The 15,912-nt window shown below is 65.5% G+C and carries 20 protein-coding genes; 13 read left to right on the top strand and 7 right to left on the bottom strand.

The annotated features are described in order from the left end of the window. The first annotated feature begins 182 nt into the window (after positions 1-182). The 13 genes from ACVCAG_RS31050 to ACVCAG_RS30990 all read left to right on the top strand — a co-directional run bounded on the left by ACVCAG_RS31050 (position 183) and on the right by ACVCAG_RS30990 (position 11,964). Positions 183-422, top strand: coding sequence for a hypothetical protein (locus ACVCAG_RS31050; RefSeq protein WP_447190937.1), 240 nt, complete (start codon positions 183-185; stop codon positions 420-422). 22 nt (positions 423-444) lie between these two features. Continuing rightward, positions 445-3,630 carry a hypothetical protein gene (locus tag ACVCAG_RS31045; RefSeq protein ID WP_447190936.1) on the top strand — a complete coding sequence of 1,062 codons (3,186 nt, stop codon included), beginning with the start codon at positions 445-447 and terminating at the stop codon, positions 3,628-3,630. Positions 3,631-3,708: 78 nt separating this feature from the next. After that, complete coding sequence (locus tag ACVCAG_RS31040) at positions 3,709-4,638, top strand: hypothetical protein (protein ID WP_447190935.1); 930 nt, start codon at positions 3,709-3,711, stop codon at positions 4,636-4,638. A gap of 1 nt (position 4,639) precedes the next feature. Next, positions 4,640-6,187 (top strand): Gp37-like protein, encoded by a 1,548-nt coding sequence (locus ACVCAG_RS31035; protein ID WP_447190934.1) that lies wholly within the window; start codon positions 4,640-4,642, stop codon positions 6,185-6,187. Next, entirely contained in the window at positions 6,188-7,474 is a 1,287-nt protein-coding gene (locus ACVCAG_RS31030; protein WP_447190933.1) for a hypothetical protein, read from the top strand. A 14-nt stretch (positions 7,475-7,488) separates the two neighbouring features. Further along, the gene (locus ACVCAG_RS31025) at positions 7,489-7,743 is read left to right on the top strand and encodes a hypothetical protein (protein WP_447190932.1); all 255 of its coding nucleotides are present in this window, start codon (positions 7,489-7,491) and stop codon (positions 7,741-7,743) included. 65 nt (positions 7,744-7,808) lie between these two features. Continuing rightward, positions 7,809-8,612, top strand: coding sequence for a peptidoglycan-binding protein (locus ACVCAG_RS31020; RefSeq protein ID WP_447190931.1), 804 nt, complete (start codon positions 7,809-7,811; stop codon positions 8,610-8,612). Beyond that, a complete protein-coding gene (locus ACVCAG_RS31015; RefSeq protein WP_447190930.1) occupies positions 8,612-9,175 on the top strand; it encodes a hypothetical protein in 564 nt (187 codons plus the stop codon). Before ACVCAG_RS31020 ends, ACVCAG_RS31015 begins: the two co-directional genes overlap by 1 nt. 82 nt (positions 9,176-9,257) lie before the next feature. Next, a complete protein-coding gene (locus tag ACVCAG_RS31010) occupies positions 9,258-9,605 on the top strand; it encodes a hypothetical protein (RefSeq protein WP_447190929.1) in 348 nt (115 codons plus the stop codon). Beyond that, positions 9,598-9,972 carry a hypothetical protein gene (locus tag ACVCAG_RS31005; protein ID WP_447190928.1) on the top strand — a complete coding sequence of 125 codons (375 nt, stop codon included), beginning with the start codon at positions 9,598-9,600 and terminating at the stop codon, positions 9,970-9,972. Before ACVCAG_RS31010 ends, ACVCAG_RS31005 begins: the two co-directional genes overlap by 8 nt. A gap of 9 nt (positions 9,973-9,981) precedes the next feature. Further along, positions 9,982-10,881, top strand: coding sequence for a hypothetical protein (locus ACVCAG_RS31000; protein WP_447190927.1), 900 nt, complete (start codon positions 9,982-9,984; stop codon positions 10,879-10,881). Next, positions 10,881-11,420 carry a hypothetical protein gene (locus ACVCAG_RS30995; protein ID WP_447190926.1) on the top strand — a complete coding sequence of 180 codons (540 nt, stop codon included), beginning with the start codon at positions 10,881-10,883 and terminating at the stop codon, positions 11,418-11,420. The genes ACVCAG_RS31000 and ACVCAG_RS30995 overlap by 1 nt, the downstream gene beginning before the upstream one ends. A 124-nt stretch (positions 11,421-11,544) precedes the next feature. Beyond that, a complete protein-coding gene (locus ACVCAG_RS30990) occupies positions 11,545-11,964 on the top strand; it encodes an STAS domain-containing protein (protein ID WP_447190925.1) in 420 nt (139 codons plus the stop codon). Between the two features lie 287 nt (positions 11,965-12,251). Here ACVCAG_RS30990 and ACVCAG_RS30985 read toward each other — a convergent pair whose 3' ends face one another. The 7 genes from ACVCAG_RS30985 to ACVCAG_RS30955 all read right to left on the bottom strand — a co-directional run bounded on the left by ACVCAG_RS30985 (position 12,252) and on the right by ACVCAG_RS30955 (position 15,905). Further along, positions 12,252-12,857, bottom strand: a complete 606-nt coding sequence (locus ACVCAG_RS30985; RefSeq protein WP_447190924.1) for a hypothetical protein — start codon at positions 12,855-12,857, stop codon at positions 12,252-12,254. Further along, positions 12,854-13,234: a hypothetical protein gene (locus ACVCAG_RS30980; protein WP_447190923.1), complete on the bottom strand. Its 381-nt coding sequence runs from the start codon at positions 13,232-13,234 to the stop codon at positions 12,854-12,856. The genes ACVCAG_RS30985 and ACVCAG_RS30980 overlap by 4 nt, the downstream gene beginning before the upstream one ends. Before the next feature lie 57 nt (positions 13,235-13,291). After that, on the bottom strand, positions 13,292-13,624 hold the full coding sequence (locus tag ACVCAG_RS30975) for a PCC domain-containing protein (protein WP_447190922.1): 333 nt from the start codon (positions 13,622-13,624) through the stop codon (positions 13,292-13,294). Continuing rightward, positions 13,615-14,400, bottom strand: coding sequence for a helix-turn-helix domain-containing protein (locus tag ACVCAG_RS30970; RefSeq protein WP_447190921.1), 786 nt, complete (start codon positions 14,398-14,400; stop codon positions 13,615-13,617). Before ACVCAG_RS30970 ends, ACVCAG_RS30975 begins: the two co-directional genes overlap by 10 nt. A 69-nt stretch (positions 14,401-14,469) precedes the next feature. Continuing rightward, positions 14,470-14,679 (bottom strand): hypothetical protein, encoded by a 210-nt coding sequence (locus ACVCAG_RS30965; RefSeq protein ID WP_447190920.1) that lies wholly within the window; start codon positions 14,677-14,679, stop codon positions 14,470-14,472. Positions 14,680-14,864: 185 nt separating this feature from the next. After that, the gene (locus tag ACVCAG_RS30960; protein WP_447190919.1) at positions 14,865-15,500 is read right to left on the bottom strand and encodes a DUF4352 domain-containing protein; all 636 of its coding nucleotides are present in this window, start codon (positions 15,498-15,500) and stop codon (positions 14,865-14,867) included. A 135-nt stretch (positions 15,501-15,635) separates the two neighbouring features. Beyond that, positions 15,636-15,905 (bottom strand): hypothetical protein, encoded by a 270-nt coding sequence (locus ACVCAG_RS30955; RefSeq protein ID WP_447190918.1) that lies wholly within the window; start codon positions 15,903-15,905, stop codon positions 15,636-15,638. Positions 15,906-15,912 lie beyond the last annotated feature (7 nt).

Raw genomic sequence — 15,912 nt, 5'->3', positions numbered from 1 at the left:
ACGGGGATGAGCTGGCCGCTGACTTCCAGCGGATCTACCACACCGATATCCGCGACGTCTCGCGCGGCCGACTCTCTCCCAAGCTGGCGCTGGCATGGATCAGGCAGCTCCCCATCGACTCGGCCTACGTCACGGCAGTCCGCGGTGGCCACCAGTACGCGGGTTGGGACCGGCAGACGTTCGTGCTGGCCGACCTCTACGACGCCATCAACGCCCTGACCTACCTCTTCCAGGTGTCGAACTCCGACAAGCCGAAGAAGGTCGAGCCCTTCCCCGCCTATCCGCGCCCCGGTGCTCCGGCTGCGGAGCAGGCCCCCAAGAAGCCCACCCCATTGCTTGCCCGCCTGCGGGGTGAGGACGCCCCGGCGCCTGTGATCGGGCCTGGCCAGCGGAAGGTTCCCCTTCCCCCGTCCGCCCCCTAAGGGGGCGGACCCGGAGGAATCCATGGCGGGAAGTCCCGCACGTAAGGAAGTCGGCCGCGTCGGCGTCAAGGTCGTTCCGGACACCAGTGAGTTCGGCGACAAGGTCAAGGCCGAGCTGGCGAAGTGGTCCAACAAGACCATCGACATCAAGGTCAACGCCGACCTGGCGAAGTTCGACGCCGACCTCAAGAAGGCTCTGCGCGACCGCGAACTCAAGGTCAAGGTCACCCTCGACTCCGGCAAGGCCGGTGCGTCGCTGAAGACGTTCCTGCGCGAGCGCAACGTGGACGTCAAGCTCCAGCTCGACACCGCGAACGCCTCCGCTCGCATCGCCGAGGTCACCAAGAAGGACAGCAAGCAGGTCAACGTCAACGCCGACGTCGCAGTGGCGAAGACGAAGATCAAGGAGATCACCAAGCCGGAGACCAAGAAGGTCCGGGTCGATGTTGACCGTTCGGGCCTGACGGCGCTGTCCGGCTCCCTGCGTGGAGTTGGTGGCCTCGCGGTCGGTGTCCTGGCCGGAGTCTCCGCAGCGGTCGGCCAGACCATGCAGTCCTTCGGCACGCTCGGCGAGAGCGCCCAGGGCGCCTTCTCCGGCATGACGCGGGCCGGCGGATTGGCCAGCAACGCACTCGGCTCGGTCGGCTCCGCCGTCGCTGGCGTCGCGGCGACCCTGGCCCAGATGGCGGGCACGGTCGTCATCCTCACCGCCGTCGTCGCTGCGCTGGGAGCGATGGTCACCGCCGCCGTGGCGGCTGCCGCTGCGATCGCCTCGGTCGTCATCGGAGTGGCCGCGCTGACAGCGGTACCGCTCATCTTCGCCGCGATCGCGGCCTCGACCATCAAGCACAACAAGGAACTGAAGGAAGACTTCAAGGCCCTAGGCCAGACGATCACCACCACTTTGGGGCAGGTCGCCAAGCCGATGGTTGACGCCCTGTCCGGGGCGGTCAACAAGATGAACGCAGCCCTTCAAAAGGGGACGCCGCTCTACAACGGGCTGAGTGCGGCCTTCGCCTCCTCGGCATCGGCACTGACGCCGCTGACGCAGGGACTGCTCAGCTTCGTCACGAACGCGCTGGGCGGGCTGAACGTCGCTCTGAGCAACCTGAACTCCTCGGGCTTCTTCACCTCGATCTCCGCCAGTCTCGGTGTGCTCGGAACGGCCTTCGGTCTGTTCTTCGCCAGCTTGTCGAACTGGGCTCCGGTACTCCAGGAAGGGTTCGCCTCGATCGCCGGGGCGGCGCTCAAGCTCGCCCCCTCGATCGCCAACCTGGTCGGGTCCTTCGCCTCATTCGCGCCCGGCGTGATCGACACCTTGGCAAACGCCTTCAAGAAGCTGTTCGACGCCTTCTCCAACAACAGCGCCGTCTACGGCCAGGCCGCTCAGTCGTTTGCCAATGCGCTGGAGGAGATGGCACCTGCCCTGGAGCAGGTCGCCCGCGCCTTCGCCAAGATGGCGCCCCAGGTGCTTTCGACTTTGGCCGCTGCGGTCAGTGCGCTGGGAGAGCAGCTGTCGGACTCGGCAGCCATCGACGGCATCACCAACCTCACCACGGCGCTGATCAACTTCGCCTCGTCGGCGGCCTCGGCCGCCCTGGGCATGGCCGACTACATCGGCGATGCCGCCGAGTCGACGGCCGAATTCGGCGACATCATCACGGGCACCCTGAAGACCACGGCCACCGTCTCCGCCGAGCACCTGAAGGGCCTGGTCGACCAGGCAGACTCCACCCAGGAAGCAGCCCTCAACCTCCAGCGCCAGCTCGGGCTCACCCTCGCAGCCATCATCGGCGAAAGCGTCGGCAAGATGCGCGAGCTGAACACCTCGTGGCAGACGAGCATCGACGGCCTGGTGGAGACCGGGAACGCCGGGTCCGCCAAGCTCAACGAGGGCTTCAAGGAGCAGTTCACCGGCCTGATCAACACCGTCACCGCCAAGGGCGGCGAGGCGGACAAGGCATGGCAAGCCTCGATGCAGAAGCTGATCGCCACGACTGCGGCGTCCAAGGACCCGCTGGCCATGAGCATGAGCACGAACATGCAGAGCATCCTCACGGCCATCCAGACCAAGAGCCCCGAGGCCATCGCCCAGGTCACGAACATGCTCAAGGGGATGGAGGACAAGACCCAGGCCAGCCAGATCGCCCAGCTCATGGGCATCAAGCTGGACGAGACCAATGCCAAGATCGCCGCTGGTGTGACGTCTGCTCAGTCGAACTTCGCCAAGCTCCCCAAGGTCATGCAGGACATCATCAACTCCGCGAAGACCCCGCAGGAGATCGGGGACAAGCTCTCGGCGATGAACACCATCATCGGGGCGAAGGCCACCGAAGGTGCGGCGGCGTTCAAGAAGCTGCCCGATGGCATGAGCCAGGCGGTGCTGAGCGAGAACGTCTCGACCGGGATCACCTCGATCATGAGCAAGATCACTACTGCGGTCACCACTGGGGTTACCACGGCGAAGACCGCTTTCGCCACGCTGCCCAAGGCGATGTCCTCGGCCGTCGTCTCGGACGGCACGATCGTCGCTGGCATGACGAGCCAGATGACCAAGGTCACTGCGGCTATCAAGACGGGAGCCACCCAGGCGACCACCGCCTTCAAGCAGCTACCCACCCAGATGGCCGCTGCGGCGCGGGCCGACAAGACCCCCGACGCGGTCAAGGCCAACATGACGAAGGTCACCAGCAACATCAGGTCTGGAGTCACCACGTCGGTGGCGCAGTTCAAGTCGCTGGCGTCACAGGCTGCTTCGGCCGGCCAACTGTCCGGGTTCGTCTCGGCGGTGTCTGGGGCGATGGCTCGGGCGCGTGGTGCGGTCTCCTCGGCTGTGGCGGCAATGATCGCTTCGCTGTCCAGCCTGAACCGGACCTTCGCCGGTCCGACCGTCTCCGCACCCAAGGTGTCTGCCTCGAAGGTGGCGGCCAGCTCTCTTTCGACGGAGATGGAGCCGACGCTCCAGATGGTGTCCTTGGCTGCCATCGAGCCGGTGACGGCGAGCATGACGGCGAACGAATCCGCGGTGGCTTCACTGGCCCAAGGCATCACCACCTACGCCCGAAACCTGAGGGTCCGAGACGCCGTGGACACCCCCAAGGCGACCGCGCAGAAGGTCTACAACATCACCGTCAACGCCGCCCCGAACATCCCCACCGAGGAGCAGCTCCGTAAGCAGCTCTCCTACGCCGACACCCTCTACCAGTAACCCGCTCCCCGAACTGGGGCCCCGGCCACACCCTCCCGGCCGGGGCCTCTCTTTTCGCTGCCTTCAGGAGGTTTGTCTGTGCTGTTTCAACCCACCGTCGTGCAGCTACGGGGGGTGGACGGGAGCGTCTACACCCTGGCCGATGCCTCCGCCAGCTCAGCCGGTGCGACCATCTACCTACGCGATGGCGCCAAGGGCCTGGACGCCCCGACCTACGACGTGATGGCCGATGAGTACCCCGGCATCGACGGTGGGTTCGTCCGCTTCGCCCGCGCCACCATGCGGGAGATCTTCCTGCCTGTCACCATCACCGGCGCCTCCCGCTACGAGATGCTCGCCCTCAAGCGAGCCTTCATCGCCTCGCTCAACCCCAAGAAGGGCCTGGTCCAGCTCCAGACGACGGAGTACACCCTTCCCCAGGGCGGCTCCGCGCTGGTGGCAGAGCCCACCCGCTCCATCACCTGCTTCTACGCCGGAGGTATGGAGGGTGGCGAGGGCAGCGATAACGGCGTCCACTGGGCAACCTACGGGCTGCTCCTGCGAGCCCCCTCCCCCTACTTCCAGCACCTGACCCGCACCTCGGCCAGCTCCACCACCCCCGAACTGGGCGGCAACCTGGACGTGACCAACCCCGGCGAGGTCGAAGCCCAGCCGCGCTTCGAGATCCGAGGCCCATTGGCCTCCCGCTTCTCGCTGGTGCTGAGGAACGACGCCGGAGTGGTGGTCAAGGAGCTGCGCTTCGCCAGCGCCTTCACTATCGCCCCCAACCAAATCCTGGTCATCGACACCGCCAAGGGCGCGCAGTCGATCCGCCTCTACACCGCCTCGGTCTTCGGCGGCCCCTGGTCGCCCACCCTCGGCGACTCCATGTGGTGGGCCTTCGACATCGCCTCGCAGATGTGGGCGCTGGAACCCGGCGTCAACCACGTCGCGATGCAGGTCGACTCGACGACCGGCACCACCCCCGACCTGAACGTCTCCTTCCTGCCCGCCTACCTGGGAATCTGATATGCGCAACTTCCAGATCTTCGTCCGGGAGTCGCTGTTCCCCCGCTCCAAGGCGGAGGGAGGCGACGGCCTCGCCCCCCTCGCCATCGTCGGCGGACTCGACACCTACACCGCCTTCGACGCGATCCAGCGCCACAACGCCATCGGCTCGTGGAAACTCACGGTTCCCGCAGGCAGCCCGCAGTCGAAGATGCTCATCCCCGGCCGGGGCATCGTCGTCATCCAGGAGGGCGAGACCGACCCCATCTTCTCCGGGCCCATCCGCCAGCTCAGGAAGCGCTGGGATCCCGAGGCCGCTGGGGCGGGCACGGTCGACGTGTCCGGCGTGGATGACAACTACCTGCTCGCTGAGCGGCTGGCTTGGACCAACCCGGCCGCTGACATCCACCTGGCCTCAGCCGTCCAGTACTGGCAGGCCAACCCGACCTGGCCCAACGTCGCCGAAGTGCTCCGCCAGCTGTTTTTGGCCAATACCCAAGGCAACGCGGCCCGCAAGCTGGATCGGCTGTTCATCCCCCACGTCGACACCACTACCGACTTCCTCGACGATGACGTCTCCCGTGTCACCCGGCTTCGCTATGACCAGGTCGACCAGCTGGTGTCGTTGCTGACCGCCGTCTACGGATTTCGCATCCATTTCAGCTGGCACGCCGACCCGGCCTCGGTCGCCTCCAATGGCGACCCGGCCGCCACCGGTCCAGGCATCTTGCTCAAGCTGGAGCCGATCGCCGACCTGTCCGGCGAGATCCAGTTCGGGGCGGAGATGGGCAACCTTCGCGGCTACGACTACATGGTGCAGGCGCCCGAGGCGACCCGCATCGTGGTCGCCACCCAAAACCGCACCTGGCGCGAGTTCGAGCGGGTACCCACCTACTCCCCCACCGGGACCGTCTCCGGCTATACCGAGAACTGGGCGGAGAAGTCCGGCCCCGAGCGCTGGTACGGCTACTTCAAGAACGACGAGTACGACCCCGAGTGGTGGGGAGTGCCGGCCGATACCCCGGCCGACAAGCAGCACACTCTGGCCTGGGCAACCGCTGGTTTCACCGCCACCGAAACGGAGTGGGGGGTCACCGCGGAACGCTACAAGGACCGCCGCGACATCACCTGGCAGTGGCTCCCGGACCCCGCCAAGCAGGCGGGCTGGGCTCTGGACCCTCCGGTCTGGTCGGCACAGTACCGCGCCATCCAAGACGAGGTGGATGCCTTCAACCTCGACTCGGGCCCGGCCGCGTCCATCTCCATCGATCCGATCGAGACCGACACCACGATGTACGGCCGGGACTACGGCCTGGGCGATGTGGTCCGCGTCCACATCGACGGCGAGGTGCGCGACGAGATCGTCCGCGAGGCGCGGCTGACCTCCAGCGCCGAAGACGGCCCGAGGGTCAAGCCGACCATCGGCACCTACGGCACCGGCGAGACCCCTTTCCTGTACGCCTCCATCCGCAACCTGTGGGGCCGCGTCAACGGCGTCGAAGCACGCGAGAACCTCGTCCAGCTGGAAGAGGTCCCCGTTTCGGACTTTCTCATCAAGAAGGCGGCGTAAATGGCGATCAACAACGCTGCGATTGACCAGGACCCCGGCACGTTCTGTCTGTCGTACACCTCCGGTGGCGTGGTCATGCCGCTGCCCAACCGGGTCCACCATGTGAACTTCACCTGTTCGGTGACGCACAACGTGGTGCTGCAACTCGACGGCGCCACCATCACCTCCTCCTACCTCTACAGCGGCGGCTCGACGGTGCGGTCCATCCGTCTGCCCGTCCCCAACGACGGCCGCCGTCATCAGGTCAAGGTCGTCGACCGGGGGATCAACGGCACCCCCGGTGCCCAGTCCGCCTCCATTGAGGTGTGGTCCGACTGTGCCGGAGTGGTCTCCCACCTCGTGCAGGCCATCACGCAGAACCCGGCCACGAACGAGCAGTACGTGGACGTGTCGGTCTCCAACACCGGCGGGGTCTCGCAGGCGTACACCAACCGGCTGCTGCTCGACGGTGTGACGGTGGGCACGGAGATCGTGCTCAACCCCGGCGCGAGCGCAGTGCGGCGCATCACCATCCCGGCCGATGGCAAGCAGCATGTCATCAAGGGCGAAGTGAAGATCGGCTCCTACTTCGCCAACGACCCGTGCCTTTGGTACGTCGTCCAGGCCAACGCCGCTCCCCCGCCGCCCCCGGACCCCTCGGACAACGCCACCCAGTTCAAGGTTGGTGAGACCGTCATCATCCAGTCCGCCACCACCAGCTCCCCGCTGGCCACCGATGGCAGCGAGTGGGTGCTGCTGGAGGCCAGCCCGAGGAACGCCAACACCTGGACCCCGGTGGGATCTGAGGGAGGCATGATCATGCCTCAGACGGACGGTACCTGGTCCTCCACCATCGAGACCAACGCCGCGAAGTACCCGGTGGGATCACAGTGGGACCTTCGGGCCCGACGTTTTCGCGACTACCAAGCCTCCGAGGAAGTCCTCCACTACTTCGACATGATCGCCGGAACGGTAACGCCGGTCACGCTGCCCACCCCGGTCATCACCGGCCCGGTCAACCACAGCCAGCAGGGCGGCACCTGGCTGAAGATCTACGGCACCGGAAAGCCCGGCGCGAGGCTGGAGTTCCGAACCCAGCGGGTCACCGCCTGGGGACAGGCCGACTACACGCCCAAGCCGACCACGGTCGGTTCCAACGGCAAGTGGTCGACGCTCGTCTACGCCAAGAAGCGAGACGACGTCCACAACTACAAGGTGCTCGGCTACAGCTGCCGCGCCTCTCAGAACGGGCTCTACTCCGCCTGGTCCAACCGACTCGACGTCACCTGGCGCAACCCCCGCCGTTGAGAGAGGAGCTGACGTTGCCAGTCCACGACGACACCGATCCCAACATGGGCGGGGTGTTCATCGGCACCCACCAGATCTACGCCCAGTTGCTGGAGATGAAGTACGACCTGAAGGCCGTGATGGTCAAGATCGACCGTGTGGGTGAGACCCAGGGCGATCACGAGTCCCGCATCCGGGGCCTGGAGAAGTGGAAGTACGGCATCTCCGTCTCGGTGGTCGGCTCCTTGAGCGCGCTCGCCCTGGCCATCATCAAGATGCTCAACCCCTGATCACGAAGTAACCCCCCTCGGGGCCCTGCCGGAAACGGCGGGGCCCTTTGTCGTTTGGAGGACCATTGACCACCGCTGCGAAGGTCATCGCAGAGGCTCGGGCGGACCTGGGCATGCGTGAGAGCCCCGCAGGGTCCAACCTCGTGCCCATCACCCGCGAGTTCGGCCGGATTCCCGGCTACCCCGGTGGCGGCTACGGCTACCCCTGGTGCGCCGCCGCGACGTCGGTGTGGTGCAAGGCGGCCGGACTCAAGCCGAACACCGACTATCCCCACACCGCTGGCGTCCTGTCTCAGTACTCGTGGGCCAAGGCCCATAAGAGGTGGTTCACCACCCCGGCTGTGGGTGACCTCGTCGTCTACACCACGGGCGGCGCGGCTGGCATCTACCACGTCGAGCTGGTCGAGAAGGTCACCGCCAGCTCCATCACGACCATCGGCGGCAACACCTCGGGCAGCGCCGCCAACGGTGTCCAGGGCAACGGCGACGGCTGCTACCGCAAGACCCTCAGCCGCTCCAACGCCCGCATCTACGGCTACGTGCGGCCCCGCTACGCGGCGGCCCCGGCCACCCCCAAGCCGCCTACTCCTCCCAAGCCCACCACGCCCAAGCCCACCCCGAACTGGACGGAGACCCTCGTGGAAAACCTGCCGACCCTGACCAAGGGGTGCGAGAAGACCCCGGCGCTCAAGCGCCACATCAAGACCGCGAACAAGCTCCTGGACGCCCGCGGATTCCCGGTCGGCGAGGGCGTTGACGACCAGACGTTCGGTGAGCCCATGGCCATCCAGGTTCGCGCGCTCCAGAAGTTCCGTGGCCTGAAGGCGGACGGCGTCATCGACCGCGACACGTGGGTTGCCCTGCACTGATGGACCCCAACGACCTCCAAGCCCGGCTGCAAGCGCTCGCCGCCCAACGGACGCATTCGCCGGCCTCCCCTCCGGCGCCCGCTCCGGCCCCGGCACCGCAGCCCTACTACCCACCCCCGGTCGAGATCCCGCAGGAGCCCGAGCCTGAGCCCGAGTGGCCTACGTGGGTTTCCCGGCAGCTGCTGAGCGAGGAGGTCGAGCCGCTCGTGGCGGCCGACGCCGACCCCTTCTTCGAGCAGTACTTCACCCCACAGGCCGACCCCCAGACCGCGACCTACGAGCCCTACATCGAGCCGTACGACCAGCTCGACGACCTTCTCGACGACCAAGAGGACGCAGGACACGTGAAGATCACCCCCACCGCCAACGCCGCCTACCGTGCCAAGCGAACCGGCCTCCAGGGCCTCATCGCCTCCGTACTGATCGCCATCGGCGGTGTCCTGGTCTCCCTCCAGACCAGCGCCGACATCGACTGGAAGCTGGTGGGCCTGTCGGTCGGCCAGGCCGTGCTGACCGCCGTCATCACCTACCTCCACAACGACAACTCCTCCGCCTCCGAGTGACCCTGTAGCAAGAAAGAAGTAAGTGCCGGCCCCCGCTCACACGGGGGCCGTTTCCATCTCCACCCCCGAAGGAGAAAGCACCGTGGCGGGGACGTACCGCTTCAACATTGACCAGGGCACGACCGTTCGGCGTACCCTCCGCTGGCTCCGAGACGGGCAGACGATAGACCTCACGGGCGCGACCGCCCGCATGGAGATCCGGGACAAGCCCGGAGGCGCCCTCATCCACCGGCTCGACACCACCAACGGCGGCCTCACCCTCGACGCGGCCACCGGCAAGATCCTGATCCACATCGCCCCCGAGGTCTCCTCGGCCTGGACCGTCTCCAAGGCCGTCTACGACCTCGAAGTGGTCGAAGCCTCCGGCGTGGTTACCCGCCTGATCCAAGGCCCCATCGCCATCTCCCCGGAGGTGACGACCGGTGGCTGATGTCGTTGAGATCTCCAATGACTCCCAGGTCACCGTCACCGACACCAGCACCGAGCTGCTGATCGAAGCTGTGGGCCCCACCATCACGGTGGAAGTCGGCTACCTGCCTTTCGGTGGCGGTGCGCCTGGCCCTCCTGGGCCTCCCGGTCAGACAGGGCCGCAAGGCCCTCCCGGAAACACCATCGCTCTGGCCCAGAGCACGCCGAGTGCCTCATGGGTGCTCACCCACAACCTCGGCCACAAGCCACAGGTCTCGATCCTCGATGCCTCCGGAGTCGTGGTCCACACCGATGTGACCCACCTCGACGACAACACCCTCTCTGTCGTCTTCGCCCAGCCGCAGGCTGGCACCGCCCTTCTGACATAAGGAACAGCCTTGGCAGTCAAGTTCGGCAACGGAATCGACCTGGACAACCAGCGGGCCGTCAACGTTGCAGACCCCAGCAACCCCACCGATGCGGTCAACAAGCAGTACGCCGACGCGCTGGTGCGCGGCCTGTCGTGGAAGCTGGCGGTCCGCGTCGCCACGACGACCAACGGCGCTCTGGCGACGGCCTACGCCAACGGCCAGACGCTCGACGGTATTGTCCTGGCCACGGGTGACCGAATCCTGCTGAAGAACCAGACGACCGGCTCTGAGAACGGCATCTACGTCGTCTCCCCCTCGGGTGCGCCCACACGAGCGCTCGACGCTGACACCAGCGCTGAGATCGCAGGTGCGACCGTCACCGTACTTCAGGGCACCACCAACGCCGACAAGGTGTTTCGCCTCGTCACCGACAACGTCAACCTCGGCGTGACGGCCCTGTCCTTCACCGAGGTTGGCGGCGGCGCATCGGGAACCACCTACGTGGCCGGTAGCGGCCTGAACGAGGCCCCGGCCGGCACGTTCAACGTGGGTGCTGGTGCTGGACTCACGGTTGCGGCCGATGACATCTCTCTGGCCTCCACCGTTGCCGGTAACGGCCTCACCTTCGCAACCGGCGTCGTCAACGTCGTCGGCGGCACGGGCATCACGGTCACCGCTGACGCCGTCGCCATCGACACCTCCGTGGTGGCCCGGAAGCTGTCGGCCAACGTCGGCAACGGCTCCGCCACTGCGGTCGTGGTGACCCACAGCCTCGGCACCCGCGACGTGGCGGTGACGGTGTTCGACAACACCGCGCCCTATGCGGAGATCTTCACCGACGTGGAGCGTACCGACCTCAACACGGTCACGCTCAGGTTCGCGACGGCTCCGGCCGCTAGCCAGTACCGAGTGGTGGTGGTCGGCTGATGCGGCTGGCTCACAACGGCCTCGACTCCATCGCCACTTCCCGTTTCCGGGGCGGGGTGCTGCTCAATGAGATGACAGCCCCCGCTACTCCCGCAGCGGGCCAGGTGGCGCTGTACGCCAAGTCAGATGGGCTGCTCTACACGAAGGACGATCTGGGGGTAGAGACCACCTTCGCAACCAGTGACCACACCCACGCCTTCCTGGAGAACACCGGCCAGGTGCTGGGCACGCTCAACACGACCTATTTCGCCACCGGATCGATCACCTGCTACCGCCGCAACGGGTGGGTGTTCGTCATGGCCAACACTTCACTCGGGTCCACCTTGCCCACCACCCTCGACGGTACGAGGGTCGGCACTACCCCGTTGAACTACCGACCTATGTTGACCATCCCCTTCTCGGGGTACTTCGGAGGCGACACCTTCCTGTACATGAACATCGCCACCAACGGCGACATCACCGTCAACGACTCCCACAACGAGACGACAACGGCCGCTGGCGACAACCTGACATGCACCGTCGCGTTCCCCGCCGCATGACGGAAGCCCCCGGCTCCGGCCGGGGGTGCTCGTCGTCTGTACGCCTTCTATAATCTGGAGCCCCGCCTTACCTCATCCGTGGGATGACGGAACAAGGCAGGTACATAGGTGGGAGGCGTGGACTGTGGCTGGTCAGCCTGAGAAGAGGATGGCCTTCACCGTTGACCTGGGTGCGTACGGCAAGTGCGCGGTTGTCCACGTCACGGGAGATTTGGACTGGGTCACATCTCCCTCGTTGATAGTCATGGTTGAGCATCTCTGGGACTTCCTCAATGAGGGGTGCCTAATCTTGAACCTCACCCCGATGCTCTTCTGCGACTCGACGGGAGTCAGCGCGCTGATCACAGTTTTTAGAGGATGCCGTGAGCGCGGAATCCGTCTAATCCTGGCCGGTACTCCCCGGTTCCTACTGCGCATGCTCACCACCACGGGCCTGATCGAGCTGTTTGAGGTGCATGACACATTGGATCAAGTGTTGAGCAATGTGGACGGCTGGGAGCCTGAACCTGACACCCGTATCCCTCCTTTCGCTGTTGAGGCATGACACCGGCCGCGCGGCCGGGGGCTCTGCGTGTTCCTCGAATACGTCATCTCCCGACCGGCGTACGTGAATTAGGTGACGTACGACGGCCCCGGCCCGACGCGTGCACAGCCGGGCCTTCGCCGTTTGGCGTTGAGCCCCTTGGCTGCCCCTCTCCTCGCCCTCCACGACGAAGAGGGACGGTGACGTGGGCGTTGTTCACCTACAGCCAGGGGTGTTGAGGCCCCCGATAGAGCGCGGTCACTGGGCGTGGACCGTCCTTGGGAAGGAATGCTCTACCGGGGGAGCTTTCAGCCCGCCAGGTGCGACGCGGGCTGGAGGTCATCGAGGCGCACAAGGAGCTGGGTGGCCAGAGCCCTCCCAATGCGGTCGTCGGACAGCGTCAACTCGACCCCTTCCGCGAGGGGGAGAGCCAGCTCCCCAAGGGGCACATACAGGTTCGCCAGGACGCCGTAGGGCGCGTAGCCGCCCACGGTGTAGATAGCCGCAGCCTTGCGAAGGTGGGGGCACTGCTCGATCGCCTCGGGGATGCAACCCCGGCAGGTGGGTGGAGCGTTGGTGTATCCCTGATCCGCTGACTTGCCGTCATCGGAGAGCAGCCACGACCACCGCCCGTCTTGATCGAGTGCCGGCCTACTGCACATCTGGCAGAGCCCCAGGTCGATGTGCTGCCACTGGCGGCGGGCATGAATCTTAGGGAAGATGGGGCGGCCCCGGTTGTTGGTCTTCTGTCGAGCTCGCAGGATCCCATAGCCCCAGTCACCTGGGCGAGGGCTCGCATGCCGCAACCGGGGCCCGGTGGGGTGATTCACGAACAGGACATGCTGCGCTACGGCTTCGCCCTCATGGGCGACGACGGCCGGGACGCGAAGCTGTGTCGACGCCGCAGCCCTCACGCCGCGCTTCCTCGCCGTGCGGCAAGGATCAGGTTCGCCGCCTGTTGGGCCTCGCGCACCGTCTCAAGACCGGTGCGGTTGCGGATGGTCACGAAGTAGCAGCCGGAGCGGGGCCCGATGCGCACCGTGGCATCACGCCAGCCCTGTGAGCTGGCCACGATCAACTCAGGCGAGTACCACCTGCGCGGGCTGATGGGGTGAGGGCCAACCAGGTTCAAGCTGATCGACTGGGCGAGGCAAGAGCTGACGCCGTGGTTGCCCAGTAGCCGCTGCACGGCGGCCAGCGCCCCCCACTGCACGCCCGCCGCCTCTTCGGTGGTCTCTTCTTCCATGTGCGCCAAATGCGCCCCCGGCGCCTCCAAATCGGTAACTGTCATACGCCCAGATAACCAATGAGAAGGAGACGCTGGGGAGTGGCACGGGGGGTGGCAAATTCAGCTGACGGGTACCACGTAGACGCGGGCGAACCAGTGACCAATCTGGGCACTGTGCAAATGCCCGGTCACTCCCCTGTCGCCTTCGACGCCCATGACCACGTGAACATGCGGCTTGCCATCAACGATCTCGCCGGTGCCGGTCATTTCACCGGTCATGTCGTATTCGGTGATGTTGTCCGCTGTTGGGTCTTTTGCGGGCATTGTGGAGACGACGAACGAATCCACAGCCCCGATCAGGGAGACGATGGCACCGTTCACGATGCCCAGCTCCTTGGCTTGCCGGCCGATCTCGGAGACGAGTTCGCCTTCCTGGATCTCGATCACGTGCATGGGTCTTCTCCCTGAATTCCAAGGCCGATGGTGCGGATAGTCTCGCGCACCGGCTCGGTTCTCAGAGCACGAATCAGGGCGGCCTTCGCAGCCTCGCCACCCCTCTTTTGGAGCATGACGGCAGCGCACCAGCGCGCCCCCGCATCGCGGGAGTTGGTCAGCTCGCCGATGAGTTCGTCTGTCTGGGTGCCGACGCGGGAGGCGACGGCGGACAGGTAGAGCTGGCGAACCTCGGCGTCCCGGAGCATGGCGGCCGTAGCCAGTTCGCTCAGTTCCAAGTCCTGTGACTTGGCGATGATCCCTGCCGCGTTGACGCGGAGAACAGGGGTTGCCCCGTCATGCATCCACTTCACGAGGCGGTAGATGGTCGGCCGGTCTCGCACCGCGAGGCCGGACAGGTGCATGTCGGTTCGGTAGGTGGTCTGGATGGTGCGCAAGGGCTCGGCGTCGCCTCCGCTGACGGAGGCGAAGATCTCGCTGGCATCTACCTTGTGCTGTGCGGGAACGAGCGGGGCAATTCCCAGGGCCACCGCGTCGACCAGAAACGTACGGCGCTTCACTAACTCTGCCTCCAACAACGACAGTGGTACTTGCAGCACTGTCGCGAGGTGGCGCCGCCAGAATGGACCAGGGGTGACCTTGTCATTCTCCCATTTGGAGACGGTTTCACGCGTTACGGTCGTCCTGCCCGACACGGCGGCGAGGTGTTGCGCCAGTTCGGTTTGCGACAGGTGCAACCCTAACCGTAGCTCCTGAATCAGCGGCCCGACCGACATGAGGGCATCGTAAACCGTGTTCGACTTCTCACGGTGAGAAGCCGCCTCGATATTTTCCCAGTTGGAGAGCTACCACCCGCCGCCCATGGTCACGTAAGTCCCGATCGGCGCGGTTACCTCCCCCCACTCGAACTCCTCCACGACGATCCCGACCTTGCCGATCTCCTCATAGATATGGATGTCCTTCACGAGGACGGACACCTCGTAGTTGATAGGGGTCGTCCACAACACCACCTCGTCACCCTCGGCCAGGTCTTCAACCTTCTTCAGCTCATACATATGTGCCACTTCTTCGTAATCTGCCGGAGACCCCACTCACCAGGCGAAAGGCCCGGTGAGCGGGGAAACCGTTACGCCGGATTTAGCCCAGGCGCCGCGCGGTATTGTTGATGATCAAGTTGGTCTCCCTTACCGTGAGGGTAAGGGACCTGGCTGCTAACCCCAGTCAGGTCCCGCCCCGCGAGCTACCGGAGGCTGACGGTCACACCCCCGGAGAACAGCGAGTCGCGCAGCACGATGGCCGAGAGCCTCGCCCTCTTGGGCATGTCGAACAGCAGCAGGCCATCGACCGAGTTACCGGGGTTGATCTTCTCCAGGAAAGAGTTGGCGTCCTTGATGAAGATGGCCGCCCCGGTGTCCGCGTCGTACTCCCGGCCCCTGGAGTCGATGAGCTTCTGGTTACCGCCTGAGAAGGTCTGTGCCTCATCCCCGACGTTCTTCACGTTGACGTGGATGATCACGTACTCACCCTGAGCATCCGAGCCAAACAACTCGCTACCGACCCGTGCGACACCCTTCTCGACCTTGGTGATCTTGAAGGAGAACTTGCCGTCGCGCACCGTGTCACCGACACGCGGCAGTTCCGGCTTCGGCTCCGGCTCCGGCTTGGGCTCCTCCTGAGGAGCCTTGGTACCGGGGACAGCTTCGGCGGATACAACCGGCACGCTAGGCGCGGTGGATCTGAAGGAGTCCGCGAGGGGAGTGGGCCGGTCGTCAGACGCGCCCACGATGCGACCGACGATACCCAGACCGATGACGGCTACCACGACGATCAAACAGCCCTTCAAGCAGCCGTTCGACTGCTTCTGCTGGATGATCACAGGCTGCTGATACTGCGGCGGGTACTGCGGGTGCTGCTGGTACTGCGGGTGAGGCTGATTAGGTTGGTGAGGCTGATGGTTCTGCATGCACTTCTCCCAGGTGCTCAAGCTTGACGATCAAGCGATTCTTCTATGTCAGATGGTGCTTGGGTATCCCGCGCTGATCTCGATAAGGAGACCGCTACGCAGGCGATGGACCGCCCAGCCTCGGTCGAAGTCGTCGCCGAAGTAGCGGCCGTGCTCAACCTCGCCGAGGTTGCCGTCCCGGTCCCTCGGTGTGCGCCAGGAGACGAACTGGCCCCTGTAGATGGCGAACACGTACCCGGACCGGCAGCCCACGCCGGGGACGTAATGCAGGACCCTCCCTCCGTTGTTGAGCACGTCGCCGAACTGCAAGGTCTTCATGGGCGGT

The organism is Streptosporangium sp. G12, assembly GCF_052983175.1.
This window is presented reverse-complemented; position numbering and strand designations above follow the sequence as displayed.

Bases quoted from the DNA above. Each gene is read 5' to 3' on its own strand.
- ACVCAG_RS31045 (WP_447190936.1), top strand. From the start codon at position 445: ATGGCGGGAAGTCCCGCACGTAAGGAAGTCGGCCGCGTCGGCGTCAAG.
- ACVCAG_RS30955 (WP_447190918.1), bottom strand. From the start codon at position 15,905: ATGAAGACCTTGCAGTTCGGCGACGTGCTCAACAACGGAGGGAGGGTC.
- ACVCAG_RS30970 (WP_447190921.1), bottom strand. From the start codon at position 14,400: ATGTCGGTCGGGCCGCTGATTCAGGAGCTACGGTTAGGGTTGCACCTG.
- ACVCAG_RS30995 (WP_447190926.1), top strand. From the start codon at position 10,881: ATGCGGCTGGCTCACAACGGCCTCGACTCCATCGCCACTTCCCGTTTC.
- ACVCAG_RS31035 (WP_447190934.1), top strand. From the start codon at position 4,640: ATGCGCAACTTCCAGATCTTCGTCCGGGAGTCGCTGTTCCCCCGCTCC.
- ACVCAG_RS30980 (WP_447190923.1), bottom strand. From the start codon at position 13,234: ATGACAGTTACCGATTTGGAGGCGCCGGGGGCGCATTTGGCGCACATG.
- ACVCAG_RS30965 (WP_447190920.1), bottom strand. From the start codon at position 14,679: ATGTATGAGCTGAAGAAGGTTGAAGACCTGGCCGAGGGTGACGAGGTG.
- ACVCAG_RS31015 (WP_447190930.1), top strand. From the start codon at position 8,612: ATGGACCCCAACGACCTCCAAGCCCGGCTGCAAGCGCTCGCCGCCCAA.
- ACVCAG_RS30975 (WP_447190922.1), bottom strand. From the start codon at position 13,624: ATGCACGTGATCGAGATCCAGGAAGGCGAACTCGTCTCCGAGATCGGC.
- ACVCAG_RS31030 (WP_447190933.1), top strand. From the start codon at position 6,188: ATGGCGATCAACAACGCTGCGATTGACCAGGACCCCGGCACGTTCTGT.